Consider the following 20093-nt stretch of genomic DNA (forward strand, 5'->3'; position numbering starts at 1 on the left):
AATCTTTCGCTTCACCGCCGTAAGTTTTTGCACAGATAGTTGCAATCGCAGCAGTTAAAGTTGTTTTACCATGGTCAACGTGACCAATTGTACCCACGTTTACGTGTGGTTTATTACGTTCAAACTTGGCTTTAGCCATGATGATCTTCCTTTATAAACTGCTCATGAGGGTCGCCCATGAGCACTTGGTTTTTTAACTAAATTTAGTTGGGTAATATAGTAATCGAAAGATTACTCGTCGTCACCTTTTTTACCGCCAGCTTGGAACTTAGCGATGATGCCTTCAGCCACGTTACGTGGTGTTTCAGCGTATTTAGCGAATTCCATAGAATAAGTCGCACGACCTTGAGACATAGAACGCATTTGAGTCGCGTAACCAAACATCTCAGCCAATGGAACTTCTGCTTTAATTGCTTTTGTTCCACCAGGAAGATCATCCATACCTTGAACCATACCACGACGACGGTTTAAGTCACCCATGATATCGCCCATGTAGTCTTCTGGAGTTTCTACTTCAACTTTCATGATTGGTTCAAGAAGGATAGGATCCGCTTTCATGAAACCGTCACGGAAAGCGTATGAACCTGCCATTTTGAACGACAATTCATCAGAGTCGACATCGTGGTAAGAACCATCAAATAATGTCGCTTTGATACCCACAACAGGGTAACCAGCCAATACACCATTCTTCATACGTTCTTGAATACCTTTATCAACCGCACCAAAGAATTCTTTAGGTACTGTACCGCCGACAACTTCTTCAGCGAATTGGTATTCTTTACCAGCTTCTTCAACATCCATAGGCTCTAAACGAACATATACATGACCGAATTTACCTTTACCACCTGTTTGACGAACAAACTTACCTTCTTGTTCAACAGACTTTTTGATCGTTTCACGGTAAGCAACCATTGGTTTACCAATGTTCGCTTCAACACCGAATTCACGCTTCATACGGTCAACGATGATGTCAAGGTGAAGCTCACCCATACCAGCAATAATTGTTTGACCAGATTCTTCATCTGTACGAACGCGGAACGATGGATCTTCTTTAGCCAAACGACCTAAAGCAATTGACATTTTTTCTTGGTCAGCTTTAGTTTTTGGTTCAACAGCCAATGAAATTACTGGCTCTGGGAATTCCATACGCTCAAGTGTAATGATGTTTTTCTCATCACATAATGTATCACCAGTAGTAACGTCTTTAAGACCTACACACGCTGCGATATCACCTGCACGGATTTCATCAAGATCTTGACGTTCGTTCGCATGCATTTGCACGATACGACCGATACGTTCACGCTTAGATTTAACTGGGTTATAAACCGGATCACCTTGTTTAAGAACACCAGAATAAACACGTACGAATGTTAAGTTACCTACGAACTTATCGTTCATGATTTTGAACGCAAGTGCAGAGAACGGAGCTTCGTCAGATGCTTCACGAGATGCTTTAGTTTCATCTTTGTCGTCAAGAATACCTTCAATTGCTTTAACTTCTGTTGGAGAAGGTAAGAATTGAATTACAGCATCCAACATACGTTGAACACCTTTGTTCTTGAACGCTGAACCACAAAGCATAACTTGGATTTCAGATGCTAAAGTACGAGTACGTAAACCAGCGATGATTTCTTCTTTAGAAAGATCGCCTTCTTCTAGGTACTTGTCCATTAACTCTTCAGATGCTTCAGCCGCAGCTTCAACCATCTTAGTACGCCATTCGTTCGCAGTATCAACGAGGTCAGCAGGAATATCACCGTATTCGAACTTCATACCTTGAGATGCTTCATCCCAGATAATCGCTTTCATTTCGATGAGGTCAACAACACCTGCAAACGTATCTTCTGCACCAATTGGCACAACGATAGGAACAGGATTACCGCCTAGACGAGTTTTAACTTGATCAACAGCACGGAAGAAGTTTGCACCAGTACGGTCCATCTTGTTCACGAACGCTAAACGAGGCACTTTATATTTGTTCGCTTGACGCCATACAGTTTCAGACTGAGGTTGTACGCCACCAACAGCACAGTAAACCATGCACGCACCATCAAGAACACGCATAGAACGTTCAACTTCGATTGTGAAGTCTACGTGTCCCGGTGTATCGATTACGTTGATACGGTGTTGTGGGAATTGGCTACTCATACCTGACCAGAAACAAGTCGTTGCAGCAGAGGTAATTGTAATACCACGCTCTTGCTCTTGTTCCATCCAGTCCATTGTTGCTGCACCATCGTGTACTTCACCAATTTTGTGAGATACACCTGTGTAGAACAAAATACGTTCTGTTGTAGTTGTTTTACCTGCGTCGATGTGCGCAGAAATACCGATGTTACGGTAATTACTAATCGGGGTTTGGCGAGCCATGATGTCTACATTCCTAAATGTTATTTTTAAAACAGGACGCATCAATTAAATTGATGCGCACGAATATCCAAGCAGGCAACTTAAATACCCGCAAAGCCCCCACTTTGATAGAGAGCGATGTTGAATCGAGCTGCGGTACGCATGAATATTCTCCTGATTAGGGACTGTTTTATCCGCTTAGAAACGGTAGTGAGAGAAGGCTTTGTTGGCTTCAGCCATACGATGCACGTCTTCACGTTTTTTGATCGCTGAACCTTTACCTTCAGCTGCATCAAGCAACTCACCAGCAAGACGTAAAGCCATCGTTTTTTCAGAACGCTTAGCAGCAGCATCTACTAACCAACGCATAGCTAAAGCAGTACGACGGGATGGGCGTACTTCCATAGGTACTTGATAAGTAGCACCACCAACACGGCGTGCTTTTACTTCAACCATAGGACGAACTTTTTCAAGAGTAGTCTCGAAAAATTCAACTGGGTCTACTTTGTTTTTTTCTTGAACGCGGTCTAAAGCACCGTAAACGATACTTTCAGCAATAGATTTTTTACCATCTTGCATTACGTGGTTCATGAATTTAGCGATTGTTTGGCTGCTAAATTTTGGATCTGGAAGGATCTCACGAGCAGCGACTACGCGACGTCTTGGCATTTTAATACACCTAATAATATGACACTTCAGGATAATCCAGCAGTTTGTACGAGTGTCATGTACTTTCGCTGGCCTTACTATACGTCGCTTGAATTACAAAACTATGAAGAATTCAAACAAGCGAAACGCTAAAGGGTTGCTTGGACTAGTTTCCTAGAATTACTTCTTAGGACGCTTAGTACCGTATTTAGAACGTGACTGGTTACGATCTTTAACGCCAGCACAGTCTAAAGAACCACGAACGGTATGGTAACGTACACCTGGTAAGTCTTTAACACGACCACCACGGATAAGAACAACACTGTGCTCTTGTAGGTTATGACCTTCACCACCGATATAGCTAGATACTTCAAAACCTGAAGTTAAGCGAACACGGCAAACCTTACGCATTGCTGAGTTAGGTTTTTTAGGTGTAGTAGTATAAACACGTGTACATACACCACGACGTTGCGGACAAGCCTTCAACGCAGGAACTTTAGATTTTTCAATCAAAGTTGTACGACCCTTACGGATCAACTGATTTGTTGTTGCCATTTGGCAATTCTCCCGTTATTAAACAACCTTAAAAAAAGAAAAGAACCTCTTTTTAAGGGCACATAATTGTAAGCTAAGAAGTAAAAATGGTCAACATTTCAAGTGTCGACCATTTCTTAAGTTTGTTGTGTTTTTAATACCTAAAACATTAGACCCCAATTTAGCTATGTTTTGTTGAGGCAGGTTCTATATCAATTGATTTTTGCTCAGCAACGACCTCAGCCTCAGCATCCTCAAAAGTTTCATCTTGCTGCTCTTTTAATGCAGGTTGTTGTTCTGTATGGGGATGCTCAACCACATGCTGTTCAGCAAGTTGTTGAATTCCAGCTTCAACCTTGTCATCTAAAGCAACTGTTGGCGTTGTACTGTCTTTGGTTTTAACGGTTACATGGGTAATCACATCATTCGGTTCCTCTGATGTGGTCTTATTATTTTCAACTGCTGTAGAACTTAATAAACGTGGACTCGCCTTCTTCAATAAGGCTTCTGCTTTAAAATATGCTTCTAGAGGTGAAATCTTTTCATTCGGATATTCATTCATATAAAAGCGTGCTGCACCAAAAATTGATTGCGATTTATGCCCAACATCTTCTAGCAGTCTCCAACTATAGAAACCACCCAGTGCTGCACCAGCAATTGGAGTCAGTTTACCAACCACCGAAGCTTGTGGAATACGATTGAGCCAGTTCCATTTAAACTGACCATTTTCATCCACCAACCACTTCTTCACCAATTCGATATCATTATTTGAACCTAACAACTGCTGGAATTGTTGCAAATCATGTGTTTCCAGCATGGATTTCAATGCTTTTAACGCAACCAACAAGGTTTGTTTTTCCGCAACCAAACTCAAATCAATTTCTTTAAAAATGAAGGCAACAATTTCTTGGTCAGCATCTTCAGATAAATCGAAACCGTGTGAACGTCCAGTTTGATAAATCGTTCTCAGGGTCAAAACAATAGACGCTGGAATATCGATCGCAGCACCCCAGACACCCGTTGCACCTGTAATCGCACCTTGCGCTGCAGCTAATAATTTATTTTGCTCAATTAATGCCTGACTTAAGCGCTGTGAACGCCCTGTATCTGTAGTCAGTTCCATAATATCTTTGACCCCTGCTTCATCAAGGATTTTTTCAGTCAAAGAACTATTTGAACTAAACTCATTTAACCATTGGAATAAATAGTCTGAAACCTTATCGCCCAAATCTGGCGATACAAACGAAGCCACACTATTGACTCGGTTATAATGACGACCTAACAATTGATGAGATAGTTTTGGAAATTGTTGACGTAGCATTTGTTGAGGGTTTTCATATTTTTCGACCTCAAATGGACTTTTGAAACGTGCTTTTCCTTCAACAATATTGGATGAATTCGCGAGTTCCGCACCCGATGTGGTTGGGGCAACTTGAAATTTCTGTAATTCTGAACTGAGCTTTTTAGCCACTCCAAAGGCTTGTGCAAATAAACCTGAAGATTGCTTGTTTTTAGATTTTGTCATCAAGTACCTCTGTTGTGTAATCTGTGCATTTCTAGGTAAATACTAGGTTGAATGCAGATTTATCTCAACTTTTATCTGTGTTCTTTCTTTACGTTTCGTCACAACATTGCGAATATTTACGAATATTTACACAACTGGAAATAGGCATAAGATTTGCCATAAGAAATAAAAAACCTTTCTGCTATCATGGTGTCATTCACTCATAAGCCATTTTAATCGTTATTTTTCTCCTGATTTGTATTCATAGCGAGATGCACAGGGCTTAAGTATTACCATAAAAGGGATCTGTAAATGAAACGTGTTGTAATCACTGGTATGGGCATTAACTCATGTATCGGTAACTCTTTAGAAGAGGTCACTCATTCTTTAAAAAATGGAATCTCAGGCACACGTTTAAACCCAACTTATGCAGAACTGAATTTCAAGAGCCATGTCAGCGCTGCAGCTGAACAGGATTTTGATGGTATTGATCGCAAACTGAAACGCTTTATGGGCGTCTGTGCGATGTATGCGTATAACGCAGCTGTCGCAGCTGTTGAACATGCTGGACTGAAACAAGAAGATTTGGCAAACAATCCACGTTACGGTATCGCTGGCGGTTCTGGTGGTAACTCAACTGCATCTGTTGCAGAAATGATCAAACTATTAGAGGAAAAAGGCGCGCGTAAAATCGGTCCTTTCTTTGTACCTCGTAATATGAGTAACACCATTACTGCGAACGTTGGCGTTGCATTTAAACTGCAAGGTGTAGCGCACTCGATTACCAGTGCATGTGCAACGTCTGCCGATGCGATTGGTTATGCCTACAACCTGATTCAATTGGGTAAACAAGATTTAATGCTTGCTGGCGGTGGTGAAGAAGATCACTGGTCACAAAGCTTATTGTTTGATGCAATGGGTGCATTATGTTCAAAATATAATGACACACCAGAAACTGCTTCACGTCCATACTCAAAAGACCGTGACGGTTTCGTGATTGCAGGCGGTGGTGGTTTCGTCGTGCTTGAGTCACTTGAACATGCGCAAGCGCGTGGTGCGAATATTTTAGCAGAAGTGATTGGCTATGCTGCAAACAGTGATGGGGCTGACATGGTTGCACCAAGTGGTGAAGGTGCAACACGTTGTATCATCATGGCATTGGATGAAGCAAAACAGCATGGTGTAGAGCAAATTGACTATGTCAACACACACGGTACTTCAACACCAGCAGGTGACGTGACTGAGCTTAAAGCAATGGAACGTGCATTTGGTGAAGGACAAGTTCCTCCACTCAGCTCGACCAAATCGATGACGGGTCATAGCTTAGGGGCTGCGGGCGTTCAGGAAGCGATTTATTCTGTCTTGATGATGCAAAATGACTTTATTGCTCCAAACATCAACGTGACTGAGCTTGATGAAGGCGCACAAGGTTTCGATATTGTACTTGAAAAACGTGATGCAAAACTGAATACTGTCATGAGTAACAGTTTTGGCTTTGGCGGTGTTAACGCCTGCCTTATTTTCAAGAAGTGGGATGCATAATCCCATTTAGCAGGATTATCGATGGATGCACCTTCTGATGCTTTCTTGTGGGTAAAAGCATTACATATTATTGCTGTGGTTTGCTGGTTCGCTGCATTGTTCTACTTACCACGCCTTTATGTCTACCATGCCATGAGTGAAGATGCTGTTAGTCATCAACGCTTTGAAGTCATGGAACGTAAGTTGTATCGAGGTATTATGTGGCCGTCTATGATTGCCACACTCATTACCGCCCACTTTCTGGTTGATTGGGGTGATGCAACCCGACATTATCATGAAGCTTTGTGGTTCTATCTAAAAGTCGGTCTAGTCGGCTTATTGGTGATTTACCATTTTGTTTGTGGTTATTACCGTAAAAAACTGATTGGTAATGCCCACTATAAATCACACAAGTTTTGGCGATTCTTTAATGAAATGCCAACCTTGATCCTGTTTGCGGTGGTGATTTTAGTCGTAGTAAAACCTCAGTTTTAACTGAGGTTTTTTTATTCTAGAATAAAAACAGATCTTCTCGTTTTTCAGACGCATCGTTCATATGAACAAACCATTTCAGTACGCTCTACACAGATTGAAAGCTCGATTGATTTCCAGCCTAATCTTTTACCTCAAAATGAATCAATTTCAATATCGTGGTTTGACCTCTGGTGAAATCGAAATGGCACGCCCTGTCTTTGGCGATCTTATCGATTATGCACAAATAAAGATTTTTAATATTCCCTACCTACCTTGGCAACCTACTAATATTTTTATGGCACCCAATGGCAATCTATTTGTGCATCAGAAATATTTCCGTCCTGATTATTCAATATGCCCAATGTCCCTACAAGGAATCTTTATTCACGAACTGGCGCATATTCTACAGTTTCAGCTAGGAATCAATGTCGTTGTTAAAGGTGCAATTCTTCAGGCTGGCTATTACCTCAGTTTTAAGCAATACAATCCATATCGATATCAATTTATAAAAAATAAGGCCTTCTCGAGTTATAACATCGAACAACAAGGTGATATTGCACGAGATATCTTCTTTAATAAAATCCCCAACATCATTCTAGAAAAATAAAAAGCCCTGTAAGTTTTAACTACAGAGCTTTTTAAGTAAGCAGTGTGCAAGAAAAATTATGCAGCAGTGCCTTTTTGAGTTTCAGTTTTAAGTTCATGACTATCATCCATATCAGTCGTAAAATCTACACGCATCGCATCCTTAACAATGGTACCAATACGCCCAACACCAATAGCTAAAACCAAGGCGATTACAGGCAATAAAATTGTTGAAGTCATAATTTCGTACCTCTTTATTTAAATGACTATTTAATAAATTAGCTTAGGCTTGCTGATCTTGTTCGCGAAACATTACTGTTCCAATACGACCAACAACCACAGCTAAACCAAAAGCAATTACAGGAAATAATAAAACTGACATCGTTCGCTACCTCATCAAAAATGAATCAAAATTTAGTGATCAATTAAACTTGTTGATCTTTTTCTTGGAACATTACTGTACCCACACGACCAACGACTACAGCCAAACCAAATGCAATTACAGGAAATAATAAAACTGACATTGTTGTTACCTCTTCATTTTACGTGCTTGGTTACACTTGATGAGTATCAAAGTGCACATCCGTTCACATTAATTGGGATAATAGCAGTGCACAAATGTACACTCAAGTGTCGCAAAGATATTCCCGACAAACGGTATAAAAAACATACGATACAATTTTAAGATAATGAATAATATGATTTTTTAAAAAAGTACAACTGTTTTAAATATTTTAAAATGTAAGATAAGAGCCAAAAGTAATTCTTTTTACTCAAATTTTTTATTATTTTTCTATGCTGTAATTGATATGTCACAGCAAGATGCGAAAATGACATGAAAAAAACTTTATCTGACTCTATTATATTTATTCACATTCATGCACCATAATCACGCAAACATTGAGAAATGTTGCTGTTTTATACAGAAAAACTTGTTATTTTTACGCAGAAAAATGTGCATTTAGTATATATTAGTAAACTTGTAATTTTTGTTTAAGATATAAAATGTTTGGCGCCATGATATACACTTGTTTTTAATAACTATACTTATATAAATCAAAAGCTTGTATATCATAACCTGTTAAGACTTAGGATTAGGTTTGAATGAAAAATTTTAAAGTTGCCCTTGCTCAATTCTCTCCGCATATTGGCAATATTGATGCAAACACTCAAAAGATGGTTGAGCAAGCAAATTTAGCGAAACAACAACAGGCTGATTTGATCATCTTCCCTGAACTTTCTACATTAGGTTACCCTGCTGAAGACCTAATACTCCGCCCAAACCTACAAAAACGCACTCAAAAAGCGTTTGCTCAGTTAAGCGAAGTAAAAGATATTCTGATGGTATTCGGTTTTGTGCACCAAACTGAGGATGGTCATCGCTATAACTCTGCTGCCGTGATGAAAGATGGGCAGGTATTAGGTGTTTATAACAAACATAACTTACCGAATTACGGTGTGTTTGATGAAAAGCGCTACTTCCAAGAAGGTCATCAACATCTCGTTTTTGAATATTTAGGGCACAAGTTTGGTGTCTTGATTTGTGAAGATGTATGGTCACTGAATACCGTTAAACAACTTAGCCAGCTTAATGTGGAAACTGTTCTAGTCTTAAATGCCTCACCTTATGAAGTAGGTAAACCACAGCACCGTATTCAAACCTTAAATGAACTTGCTAAACAATTAAGTTTAAATATTGTTTATGTCAACCAAGTCGGTGGGCAAGATGACCTGATTTTTGATGGCTCAAGTTTTGTAAGCAGCAATAATGGGCAACTGGTACTACAGATACCAAGTTTCCAAGAATCTATTGCAATTGCGGAATATGATGTTGAACAAAAACAATTTAAAACAGCGGATGCAACACCTGCTTTAGAAACCTTTGCTGAAATTTACCAAGCCTTGGTGATGGCAACACGTGATTATGTACAGCGTTCAGGCTTTCCAGGTGTGATTTTAGGATTATCAGGCGGGATCGATTCTGCTTTGACAATGGCAATTGCAGTTGATGCCATTGGTGCTGATAAAGTTCAAGCAGTAATGATGCCATATACCTATACCTCACAAATGAGTGTTGAAGACGCAACTGAACAAGCACGTCGTATGGGTGTCACCTTTGGTATTGCCGAGATTCACCCAATCGTAAATAGCTTCATGCAGACCTTGTTCCCATTCTTTGGCAATAGCCCTGCGGATGCAACAGAAGAAAATTTACAGGCGCGTACTCGCGGTACATTATTGATGGGTTTATCCAACAAATTTGGTAATCTTGTACTCTCTACAGGTAACAAATCTGAGATTTCTGTCGGATATTGCACCTTGTACGGCGACATGGTTGGTGGCTTCTCAGTCCTTAAAGATGTATATAAAACCATTGTATTTGAGTTGGCGAAATACCGTAACACCTTAGATGAAACACCAGTGATTCCTGAGCGTGTCATTACTCGTCCACCATCAGCAGAACTTCGTCCTGATCAAAAAGATCAAGACTCATTACCTGCTTATGATGTACTTGATGCTATCTTATATGCTTATATTGAAGAAGATCTCAGCCAAGCGGACATTATCGGCAAAGGCTATGAAGCCGCAGTCGTAGAGAAAGTGATTCGTTTGGTTGATCGCAATGAATACAAGCGTCGTCAGGGCGCGATTGGGCCACGCATTAGTTCACGTGCCTTCAGTCGCGAGCGACGCTACCCGATCGTCAACGGATGGACCGCGAATGACTGAAAAAATTGTTTCTGAAAAGTCACAATTACTTGCTCAAGCTTTAATGCTTGAGCAAGTTGCATTTTATAAAAACCAACTCACAACCCAACTTTCTGCTGATTTCTTCCAGCAATTTATTCAGCTTTTTCTCCAACATGCACCCAACATTCAGCTCAAGGAAGTGGTTGAATTAGAGCAAATCCAAGCAGTGGTAAAACGCTACGCTTTTGAAATGCAGCTCGGCGCAGGTCTATTAGAGTTTATTGGGGAAATTGCGCAAAGACTGCATGTATTCTCACTACAATCATCATCTCAATTACAAGATATATTTTCAGACCACCAGTTTGAAATGTGGTTATCCAAGTTTTTAGAACTGGATAATATTCGCCATTATTTAAATCAGTTTTTAAAAGAAAGCCCTTCGATTCAACAGTTGTGCCAATACATCGCAACCACAACGCTACAAAACAAATTACCAAAACTATTTACTCAGTCGGATGAAGAACGAATTTCGGAGAGTAAATATGAATGGCAACAAAAACTAAAAAGCTTTTCTCATCGTCAGCAACAACGTATTGAACAAAAAATTGAAGAGAGTATTGCCCGCTTCATACAGGAACAATTGGTCGATCTCAGCTTGCTTTCAAATGATGATTTAGAGAGCCTTGCACGCAATATCTGGGACGACAACAAAGCTCAGCCTTTATCTGAATATACCAAGCAAGTCACGCCACTGGATGTGGAAGAATTCTTTGTCATGATCTATGAGTATTGGAAAGAGTTACGCCAATCCTCTTTTATACAAGATCTAATCTTATACGGCGTGAAAGTGTTTTATGACTTCTATAAAGATGAAAGTTTGGAAGATGTTTTTGCTGCAATCGGCATAGAAGAAACAGATCTACTTAACGAAGCGGTACGTTTCTATCCTAAAGTCGTGGTGGCTTTAGATGAACATGATGTACTCGAGCCGATCATTACCCTCATTTTAAAACCGTTTTATGAAAGTCCTCAAACCTTAGCAACCATCGGAAAACATTTATAAAAAGTAAAGCCTGTAAATAAATGAGTTATTTACAGGCTTTTGCACATCTGATGAATTATTTTTAGCCAATAAGTAGATAAAAAGAAACCACGCAGGAGCGTGGTTTTTAAAATGGTGGCTATGACGAGACTTGAACTTGTGACCCCCGCATTATGAGTGCGGTGCTCTAACCAACTGAGCTACATAGCCGTAAACTGTGTGCGCATTATCTAGTTTCCGCCTCAGTTGGTCAAGTCTATGATCTTGAAAATATAGAACATATGAACAGTTTTTATGCTATCAGCCACCAATTGATCAAATTTCAACAGATCTATACTTCAACGACGAAATTTAGTCATGAATGAGCTTTTATTCAATTAAAAATAACCAGAAAACCTAGCGTCAAAAAAATTGTTTTGAAGAGTACAAAAAACGCAGATAAAAAGAGACCACGCAGGAGCGTGGTCTATAAAATGGTGGCTATGACGAGACTTGAACTTGTGACCCCCGCATTATGAGTGCGGTGCTCTAACCAACTGAGCTACATAGCCGAAAACTGTGGGCGCATTATCTTAACTTTCAATACACACGTCAAGCACAATTTTAAAAAATTTGAGAAGTGGGCCTATAAGCCGGGTTCTGTCGAGGACGATCATTCCTCTAGGCGTACAATCACTCATACGCTCAAGCGACCTACCCGAATCCAGCACGGGCCGTGCCTCAGGATTCCTATTTGGTCTTGCTTCTGGTGGGGTTTACCTTGCCGTGAACTGTTACCAGACACGCGGTGCGCTCTTACCGCACCCTTTCACCCTTACCTCACGAATGAGGCGGTCTACTCTCTGCTGCACTTGCCGTCGACTTTCGCCGCCCAGGCGTTACCTGGCACCTTGCCCTATGAAGCCCGGACTTTCCTCCCCTGTTTCAGTCACGGAGACCTCCACAGCAGCGACCGTCCAGCCCACTTCGTGGCGCATCTTATCAAAGATCGAAGTTAATTGCTCGCATTTTTTTGCCCAGTTAACTTTTTGTATTTCGCCATCAAGTCATCATGCGATTCGACATGTTGCGGATCGAGCGGAATACAATCAACAGGACAAAACAACTGACACTGTGGCTGATCATGATGACCGATGCATTCCGTACACAATGCTGGATCGATCTCATAAATCAGCTCACCCATATAAATGGCTTCATTGGGACAAACAGGTTCACAGACATCACAGTTAATGCATTCATCTGTAATATATAAAGACACACTACCAACCTTGTTGATGTTTACGTTCAAAGGCCTCAACCACAATGGCAGGCACAAATTTGGTCACATCACCTTTTAAACGAGCAATTTCTCTTACCAATGTCGATGAGATAAATGAATATTGCTCAGAGGGAGTTAAAAATACCGATTCAAAATGTGGGTCAAGTTGACGGTTCATATTCGCCAGTTGAAACTCATATTCAAAATCAGAAATTGCTCTTAAACCACGTAGTACTGCTGTTGCACGCTGTTCACGGAAGAAGTTAACCAGCAAACCATCAAAACCAACAAACTCAACATTGGTCAAATGACTCAATGATGCTTTGGCCAATTCAACACGCTCTTCTAAACTAAACACAGGATTTTTATGATGACCAATCGCGATTGCAACCACAACTTCATCAAACATTTTTGATGCTCTTGCAACCAAATCAACATGTCCATTGGTAATTGGATCGAAAGTCCCCGGATAAATCACACGTGTTTTAGACATGCGTTGTACTCTAGTTAATGAGATAAGACGCGTATTTTAACAAATGTTCGGCCTAAACGCGAAATTCCTAAAGAATGGAAAAAGGTTGCGTTTTACGGCACAATAGCTGTAATTGTGGAAGTTTAGATTATGGCGCAAGCAACAGTTGTAAAAAATAATAATGGTTAATGTTTTTTATAATTCTTTACAGTTCTTTTTAATTATATAAATAATTGAAATAAAACAAATACTATCATTATTAGTTCTTTTTAGTGTCTTTCAATCCTCCGTCAAAACGGGTAATAATACGGGTAACATTTTATTCAAAGTACTCGCAATGGCTACTACAAAACTTTCTGATGTTAAAATTAAGAATCTGAAACCAAAAGATAAATTATATAGACTCCTAGACTCTGATCGGCTATATATAGAGATTAGACCAACTGGTGCTAAGGTATGGCGATTCAAATTTGTTTTTCAGGGGAAAGAATCATCAATGAGCTTGGGTGAATACCCTTCTATTAGTTTAGCCGAGGCTCGTTCTTTAAAAGACCAAATGAGAGCAAAGCTAGCAAAAGGCATACACCCTGTTGAAGATCGAAAAAATATTAGAGCCCAAGCATTAGCCGAAACAACCAATACCTTTGATTCAATTGCTGCTGAATTTAAACTGAAACGAATGTGTTCAAAGTCCGAAACATATCAAGGGAAGTTTGATATTGCTTTAGAAAAAGATATTTCACCTGTTATTGGGAAGAAGAATGTAAACGAGGTAACAGCAGCAGATGTGCTTAAAATACTTGATAACACTGTAGATCGTGTTGTAAAAGAATCAAATGGAAGATTTACTGGTGCGTCTGCGGCACTTGAGAACAGAAGATTTGTTGGGGGTGTTATTCGATATGCTATAGCAACGCTTCGTGCTGAGAATGATCCTACTTATGCAGTACGTGATGTAATTAAACGTCCTCGTGTCAATCATGCAAGAGCATTAACGAAAGAAGAGCGATACAAAGCTAGAACAAGCCTACCTAAATACAATGGCACACAAACTGTGAAGAATGCAGGCTTTATCCTTTTATACACAATGCTACGTGCTGTAGAAATCAGGAAGATGCAATGGTCATGGGTAGACTTTGAATCAAGATTAATTACATTTCCAATTGAAGTGATGAAGAAAGCTAGAATCCACGTACTGCCAATTTCAGATCAGGCATATAAGGTTCTGCGACAGCAGTATGAAATATCAGGTGATGGCATTCTGGTGTTCCCTGCTATTTTTAGCAAAAAGAGTAACGGGATGCTTTCACCATCAACTTTAAATAGCATGCTGGAGTATATCGGCCTGAAAGATGTAACTACTCATGATTTTAGAGCCACAGCATCAACCTTACTATATGAAAAGGATTATGAGGAAACGTGGATAGAGAAACAATTAGCACATGCTGAATCCAATAAAACTAAAGCCTCTTATGATCATTCTAAGCATCTAAAACAAAGACGGAAAATGATGCAAGACTGGGCTGACATTGTTGACAGTTGGAAGATAACGATACTATAAACAAAAATATATAAATGTGTATGGAGCTAGTATTTTGCTGACACTGATTGGTGAACGACCTCTACTGTACCATCACAAAATACATACTTCCTTCCTGCCCGCTGTTAATCTGCTGAAGGATCATCATGGACTTGCCATCCTGACTCCTTTGATGGATTGGACAACAAAATAAAATAATCCATTAATTTATAGTAACTTAAAATAAAAAAATTAAGTTAAGGTGTAAATTTGGAGTAAACTTTATTTTTATGTATCAAAACATAAATCTTCAATATTTTCACTCCCAAATAGATTATTCACAGTTACAAGAGCTGTATCAGATAGTGTTTGAGTAGCTAACACAGCTAGTCTTGTCATTGGACGAGAAATTGATACATAAAATAGATTACGGGCTCTATGAAAACCATCGAAGTTTGCCGTAGTCAACTTTTTAGTCTCAAGCAACTCAAAGAGCTGTGGCCACTTATAATTATTCCATCCGCCACCTAAAATCACTAATACATTCTCAAACTCAGCCCCCTTAACACTATGCTGCGTTGCAAATGGAGTCTGCTTTTCAATAAACTTTGTAACCTCAATTACTTCCTTATATGGGATTTCTCTTAATTTATTATAACGTAATAGTTTTGAAGACATTTCCGTGTCAGGCGAGTTCCTTAATGAAATAAGCTCATCGTCTCGTCTAAGTACTCTATCTGGAGGAGATGGACGTTTTGTATGCTTTAAATGGTCTATAACTTGCCCTATTGTCCCTTCTTGCCTTAATTTTAATAATTGATCCATATCTCGGCGCCAACAAGATTTATCTTCATGCTTAGTTATTGCTGGCTTTGAGCCAAAGATTTTAAACATCTCTCCATAATTTGATAAGCCATAGTTGGCACTCATTGGTTCAACTATTTCTGCAAAAAATTTTATTACTGGGTCTTCTTTTTTTGCAAATTGATCATTACGTCCTTCAAACACTTTAATTAATTGAGGATATCCTTGTTCAGAAGCTAAAACATTATGGCTTAACATCAATATTTTAGTTTTTTCAATATCCCAACCCTCATTTTTTAGTCTCTGTATCAAACTTGCACGAGTAGATCGAGCTATATCTATTGGCAAATCCTCTTTTGAATGCCTCTCATTAGTCCGTGTCCCCCTATAAGAATTTGTATGAAAGAATCTAGCCTCACCTTTTGCATCTGGTAAGCTTACAGCTTGCGGTAAGTCTGGTCTTAAATTATTCAATATATTTACAATTGCTGGAACTGATCGAAAATTTGATCCTTTAGCAATCTCTTCAATTGGATACTCTGCTAACCCATATTCATTACCATAAATAGTCTGCCAATGATCTCCAAAAAGACCAAACAGCGGACCCACTTTTGGTTTTAAGAAATACTCTGTAATAGCCTCCATAAATTGGCGATTTGTATCTTGATATTCATCAATAAAAACTACTGGAAACTGATTGCTAAATATTTGCCTAAACTTTTCTTTACTTAGTAATTTGGCCATTATCATTGGAATATCATCATGACTCAGTGTAATTTTCTGATCATTAACACCAAAGAAGCCCAACTCATATTCCACTGATTTAGAACCAATGCCACCACCTTGTTCAACTTTTTCTTTTCTTAAATGATCTTCAATAAGAATCTCTCTTATAGCTTTTTGAAATTGGCGCATAAAAGCCCATGAGAATCCATGGATAGTATCGACTAAAATTGCTGGATGATCTTCAATTTCCTGAGCAATCTCATTTCTTGCAACTTCGGTATAAGTAATACAAGCTACTTTTTTACCTGCTTGCATTAGTGATGTACCACGTTCTTTAATAATTGATTTTAGGGCATGAACTAAAGAAAATGTTTTCCCTGCACCTGCACCAGCTTCTAGCCGAAAGCTTCTCCCTTCTTTTATAGCTGCATTAATTTTTGCTTCAGCTACTTGAGCAGCAATTATTGCTGGATTGTTTAGAATCTCACTCATGCTACTTTTTCGCCTGTAATTAATTCAAAATTTGAGTTTTCTATGGTGTCCATTTCAGATAACCAAATTAAACCTTCCTTGATATATCTTGGTGCCAACCAATCTTTTATTTGAATTGCATATTCTAAGGCGAAATCAGCTTTCTTAAGTCCCTTTGCTTTTTCCCAAGCCGCAATAGCAATATCTTGTTCTATTGGCAGTTTAAATTTAGATAGATTGGCTAATATGAAAGCATCCTCATAACTTCTACCACAAATATTACTTTCAGGATCTTCTGGTATTTGATATGCAATTCTACGAAATTTAACTTGTTTCTCTTCAGCTGTCTTAGCAATCAAGACTGAAGGGGAAATTTGACTATCATCACTTTCTGCCTTTTTCTTAACCTTACCAGTATCATCAACGTCTTTAGGATAAAACCAATTTTTAATAGCAGCATTTGATATATTCTCACCATCAGCTACAGGACATTTCACCCATGCTTCTACCTGTTTTCCATTCTTAGTTATCATCTCTTTTTTTGTTGAGTCTAGATCAGTGATTACCAAAGTTTTCAACTCGAGGAAGTCAAGAAGTGGATAAAAAATATGAGCATATGCTCCCCCTACTTCAACACAAGTAACATATTGTCTGGCCAGTTTTTGTGATTCATCAAGAGTTTCATCGACTAATTGGCATAACCTTGGCATTAACAAACGTTCTGTTGTTCCTTCAACTAAAATAGCTTTATCAGCAAAGTAAAGATCACACTTCGTTAAGGTCATATATTGATGCAGAAATTTTTGATCTGTATCCGAAACACTACTCAAGCCTTTCTTAAAATCTTTAACCTTTGTATGGCGTATGTTTTCTACTTTATCCCTTTCATTATAAAAATATCTAACAGCATCAAATGTTGCTGCATTGGCAACATGTGGAGAGTGTGTAGTGATAATGAACTGGATATTCCATTTATCTTCGTTAGAATAACTATCAGATAATTTCTTAACAGCCACATTTAATTGATTAATAAAAACTTCCTGCATTTGAGGATGTAAATGAGCTTCTGGTTCTTCAATAAATATTAAATGAGTAGCCGGTCTAATTGATTTGGATCTGTAAATTTTGTGGTAACTTGCTAGCTGTAGCAACATGTAAATCAAATTACGAGTCCCTAGACCATTATACCCTTCTGGTAAATGGACTCCATCAACTCCGCTATAAACGACCTTAGTATGTCCTGATAATAATGATTCCACGTTTAATGATGTCTCTGGTCTTATCTCAGTATCATTAAGACTTGGAAATCCCATTACGTTCATAACTGGCAGTAATTCTTTAAGCATGCCATCAAAGTCAAGTTGGACATTATGCTCAATACTTTCAACAGATTGCTTTAATCTTATAGCTAAATCTTGATCAGCCTCGGCCGCAGACGGTGCTGTAGCTGTTTTAAATAACTCACTCAGTAGTTTACCTATTACATCAGCATCTCCTAATTTTGTTTTATCAAGATTCCTTTGAGCCAAAACAAAGTTACATTGCAACAACGCTGTTAACGCAGATGTCCCATCAAAATCTCTTATATTTGTACTATCAGTAGGATCAATTGCACTTACATGAACCCCATAAGCCTTAGACAAATTACTCTTCAAATTTTTATAAAAATGTGTACGAGGTTCAACTGTTGCTGAAGATGGAGTAAGGTCGAATAGTAAATGCATATTTTTCAAAATAGGGCGATACTCAATTCGAACAATAGCTGTTGTAGAATCTTCATCTAAATCAATAACAAAAGGGGATAGAGAGCCTAAATCAGGCGAAAATTTATTATATCGAAATGTAAGCGTAAGTGAGATTCGAGGAAGTGCTTCTAGTATCTTTTCTGGACTTCCCCCTTCCTCTCTTAATTCTTTGGCTTTTAGAAATTTCTCTCGTGATAAAACTGAAAAATCCTCTAGCCGAAATCGTGCTCCAGACTCACCACAAAAACAATCAAAAATACTGGTAAAAGATGTCTTTCCACTATTATTACGCCCAACAATTACAGTTGAATTCTCTTCTAATCCGAATTCAACGCTCTCAAGAAGCCTAAAACCTTCTACTTTAATTTTTTCAATGAGCATTATTACCCCCAATTATTTATTGTAAGCTTTAAAAGCTTTCGCTAAGAGTTTAACCTAATAGCTAAGATACTATTATTTATTTAAAAACAGAAAATACAACTAAAGTATAAAATATTATAATCTCTAGAATTAGATTCAAAAAAATAAACTTGCTCTATTTAGTCTTGTTGATGGATAGGTAATTTCAGCGTACCAAGCAAGGTGATAAAAACTAAAGCAGTTAAAATTATTAATAAGATATTGATTCCCCACTTTTCAAGAATAAACGCAGAGATGAGAGGTCCGAAAGCCAAAGCAATCATGATAGGCCGCCCCAATAGACCCATTCTAATTGCATACCCCTCCTGCCCAAATAGTGCTAGAGGTAATGTGCCTCGAATAATTGTAAGAATACCATTCCCTGCGCCGTATAAAGCTGCACCAAGCAAAGCTAAGACATATCCATCCGCGAACAAAAAAAAGAGACCAAAGAAGCTAATCAATACACCCAAACGACTCGACCAACTAGGATGTATGTTTCTAAACAAAGAAAACTCCAGCAATCTCGCTAAGATCTGCGCGGGACCAATCATCATCCCAATCGCAAGGGCTGTTGATAAACTAAAGCCAATTGTTTTTAGCATCGATAATAGATGGACTGAAATTGTCGCCACTACAAAAGATTGTACTGTCAAAATAGCGGCCACCAACATAAATAGCCGATTATCTTCTTTGTGTCCCGTGGTTTGGTTATTGAGCTCTTTACCATGAGTTTCCGTGCCTTGCTCTTCTCTAGGAAGTAAAAAGTAATGCAACGGTAGACCTAGAAGAAGATGAAACAATGCCAGAATAAAACAACTGATTCTCCAACCGTATAAGCCTTCTAAAAATACAATTAGCGCCCAACCGATGGTACTGGCTAAACCGCCTAATAATGTCACACCAACAATCGCCGTTTTTGCATCTTTACCAAGTAATCGACCCAATGTTGAAAATGCGGCATCATACAGGCCAAATGCCATACCAATACCGAGCATTGTCCACGCAAAATAATAAATAAGTAGATGAGTAGAAAGCCCTAAACATATCAGCCCGACAGCAAAGAATATTGAACCAATAGACAGTGCTTTTCTTCCACCAAATTGCTCGATAAACCGCCCAACTTTTGGAGAACAAATACCTGTAACTATAAATCCCCAAGACAACCCAGCAATCACTAAAGTTAGAGACCATCCTGTGTCTTTGGCAATAAGATTAGCTAGTACTGCGGGTAAATAAAAAGTGGAGCTCCACGCAAGAATCTGCGTGAAGCCCATGACAGCAATGAGTTTGTATTTTTTTGAATGAAGTAGCATCACAATAAAGAAATATCCATAAAGTATTGAGGGGC

17 protein-coding genes, 2 tRNA genes and 1 other RNA gene are annotated in these 20093 nt (G+C 38.8%); 6 read left to right on the top strand and 14 right to left on the bottom strand.

What is annotated here, in order from left to right:
• The 5 genes from GBI66_RS14005 to GBI66_RS14025 form a co-directional block, all read right to left on the bottom strand.
• Positions 1-139 (bottom strand): GTP-binding protein (locus tag GBI66_RS14005; RefSeq protein ID WP_227545342.1); only part of this gene is annotated, 139 nt, incomplete at its 3' end.
• Between the two features lie 92 nt (positions 140-231).
• Positions 232-2370 (bottom strand): elongation factor G, encoded by a 2139-nt coding sequence (fusA, locus tag GBI66_RS14010; protein WP_004805140.1) that lies wholly within the window; start codon positions 2368-2370, stop codon positions 232-234.
• Between the two features lie 177 nt (positions 2371-2547).
• Positions 2548-3018, bottom strand: coding sequence for a 30S ribosomal protein S7 (gene rpsG, locus GBI66_RS14015; RefSeq protein WP_005190966.1), 471 nt, complete (start codon positions 3016-3018; stop codon positions 2548-2550).
• Positions 3019-3177: 159 nt separating this feature from the next.
• A complete protein-coding gene (rpsL, locus tag GBI66_RS14020; protein ID WP_004648013.1) occupies positions 3178-3552 on the bottom strand; it encodes a 30S ribosomal protein S12 in 375 nt (124 codons plus the stop codon).
• A gap of 160 nt (positions 3553-3712) precedes the next feature.
• Complete coding sequence (locus tag GBI66_RS14025) at positions 3713-5056, bottom strand: EcsC family protein (protein WP_151716541.1); 1344 nt, start codon at positions 5054-5056, stop codon at positions 3713-3715.
• Between the two features lie 291 nt (positions 5057-5347).
• Here GBI66_RS14025 and GBI66_RS14030 point away from each other — a divergent pair, with 291 nt between their 5' ends.
• The 3 genes from GBI66_RS14030 (at position 5348) to GBI66_RS14040 (ending at position 7637) form a co-directional block, all read left to right on the top strand.
• Positions 5348-6577 carry a beta-ketoacyl-ACP synthase II gene (locus tag GBI66_RS14030; RefSeq protein ID WP_004805136.1) on the top strand — a complete coding sequence of 410 codons (1230 nt, stop codon included), beginning with the start codon at positions 5348-5350 and terminating at the stop codon, positions 6575-6577.
• Positions 6578-6598: 21 nt separating this feature from the next.
• Positions 6599-7051 carry a protoporphyrinogen oxidase HemJ gene (gene hemJ, locus GBI66_RS14035; protein WP_004805133.1) on the top strand — a complete coding sequence of 151 codons (453 nt, stop codon included), beginning with the start codon at positions 6599-6601 and terminating at the stop codon, positions 7049-7051.
• A 61-nt stretch (positions 7052-7112) separates the two neighbouring features.
• On the top strand, positions 7113-7637 hold the full coding sequence (locus tag GBI66_RS14040) for a hypothetical protein (protein ID WP_151716542.1): 525 nt from the start codon (positions 7113-7115) through the stop codon (positions 7635-7637).
• Between the two features lie 56 nt (positions 7638-7693).
• On the opposite strand, the gene GBI66_RS19495 is transcribed toward GBI66_RS14040, so the two are convergent.
• A complete protein-coding gene (locus GBI66_RS19495; protein WP_005210934.1) occupies positions 7694-7855 on the bottom strand; it encodes a hypothetical protein in 162 nt (53 codons plus the stop codon).
• Positions 7856-8719: 864 nt separating this feature from the next.
• Between GBI66_RS19495 and GBI66_RS14045 the strand changes: the two genes are divergently transcribed.
• Together GBI66_RS14045 and GBI66_RS14050 are read left to right on the top strand one after the other, a co-directional pair.
• Positions 8720-10345: an NAD+ synthase gene (locus GBI66_RS14045; protein WP_151716543.1), complete on the top strand. Its 1626-nt coding sequence runs from the start codon at positions 8720-8722 to the stop codon at positions 10343-10345.
• Positions 10338-11369 carry a hypothetical protein gene (locus GBI66_RS14050; protein WP_151716544.1) on the top strand — a complete coding sequence of 344 codons (1032 nt, stop codon included), beginning with the start codon at positions 10338-10340 and terminating at the stop codon, positions 11367-11369. Before GBI66_RS14045 ends, GBI66_RS14050 begins: the two co-directional genes overlap by 8 nt.
• Positions 11370-11481: 112 nt before the next feature.
• On the opposite strand, the gene GBI66_RS14055 is transcribed toward GBI66_RS14050, so the two are convergent.
• The 5 genes from GBI66_RS14055 to coaD all read right to left on the bottom strand — a co-directional run bounded on the left by GBI66_RS14055 (position 11482) and on the right by coaD (position 13099).
• Positions 11482-11558, bottom strand: a tRNA-Met gene (locus tag GBI66_RS14055).
• A gap of 264 nt (positions 11559-11822) precedes the next feature.
• Positions 11823-11899 (bottom strand) — tRNA-Met (locus GBI66_RS14060).
• A gap of 61 nt (positions 11900-11960) precedes the next feature.
• Positions 11961-12316: RNase P RNA component class A (gene rnpB / locus GBI66_RS14065), an RNA gene on the bottom strand.
• A gap of 26 nt (positions 12317-12342) precedes the next feature.
• Entirely contained in the window at positions 12343-12606 is a 264-nt protein-coding gene (locus tag GBI66_RS14070; protein ID WP_004805118.1) for a YfhL family 4Fe-4S dicluster ferredoxin, read from the bottom strand.
• Position 12607: 1 nt separating this feature from the next.
• Positions 12608-13099, bottom strand: coding sequence for a pantetheine-phosphate adenylyltransferase (gene coaD, locus GBI66_RS14075; RefSeq protein ID WP_004805114.1), 492 nt, complete (start codon positions 13097-13099; stop codon positions 12608-12610).
• Positions 13100-13415: 316 nt separating this feature from the next.
• Here coaD and GBI66_RS14080 point away from each other — a divergent pair, with 316 nt between their 5' ends.
• Positions 13416-14639: an integrase arm-type DNA-binding domain-containing protein gene (locus GBI66_RS14080; RefSeq protein ID WP_151716545.1), complete on the top strand. Its 1224-nt coding sequence runs from the start codon at positions 13416-13418 to the stop codon at positions 14637-14639.
• 246 nt (positions 14640-14885) lie between these two features.
• Here GBI66_RS14080 and GBI66_RS14085 read toward each other — a convergent pair whose 3' ends face one another.
• The 3 genes from GBI66_RS14085 to GBI66_RS14095 form a co-directional block, all read right to left on the bottom strand.
• Positions 14886-16619, bottom strand: a complete 1734-nt coding sequence (locus tag GBI66_RS14085) for a UvrD-helicase domain-containing protein (RefSeq protein WP_151716546.1) — start codon at positions 16617-16619, stop codon at positions 14886-14888.
• Complete coding sequence (locus GBI66_RS14090) at positions 16616-18724, bottom strand: ATP-dependent endonuclease (RefSeq protein WP_127472503.1); 2109 nt, start codon at positions 18722-18724, stop codon at positions 16616-16618. Before GBI66_RS14090 ends, GBI66_RS14085 begins: the two co-directional genes overlap by 4 nt.
• Positions 18725-18882: 158 nt before the next feature.
• A complete protein-coding gene (locus tag GBI66_RS14095) occupies positions 18883-20058 on the bottom strand; it encodes an MFS transporter (RefSeq protein ID WP_119055238.1) in 1176 nt (391 codons plus the stop codon).
• Positions 20059-20093: the final 35 nt, after the last annotated feature.

The organism is Acinetobacter sp. TUM15071, from assembly GCF_008980925.1.
Taxonomy (GTDB): Bacteria; Pseudomonadota; Gammaproteobacteria; order Pseudomonadales; family Moraxellaceae; genus Acinetobacter; species Acinetobacter dispersus.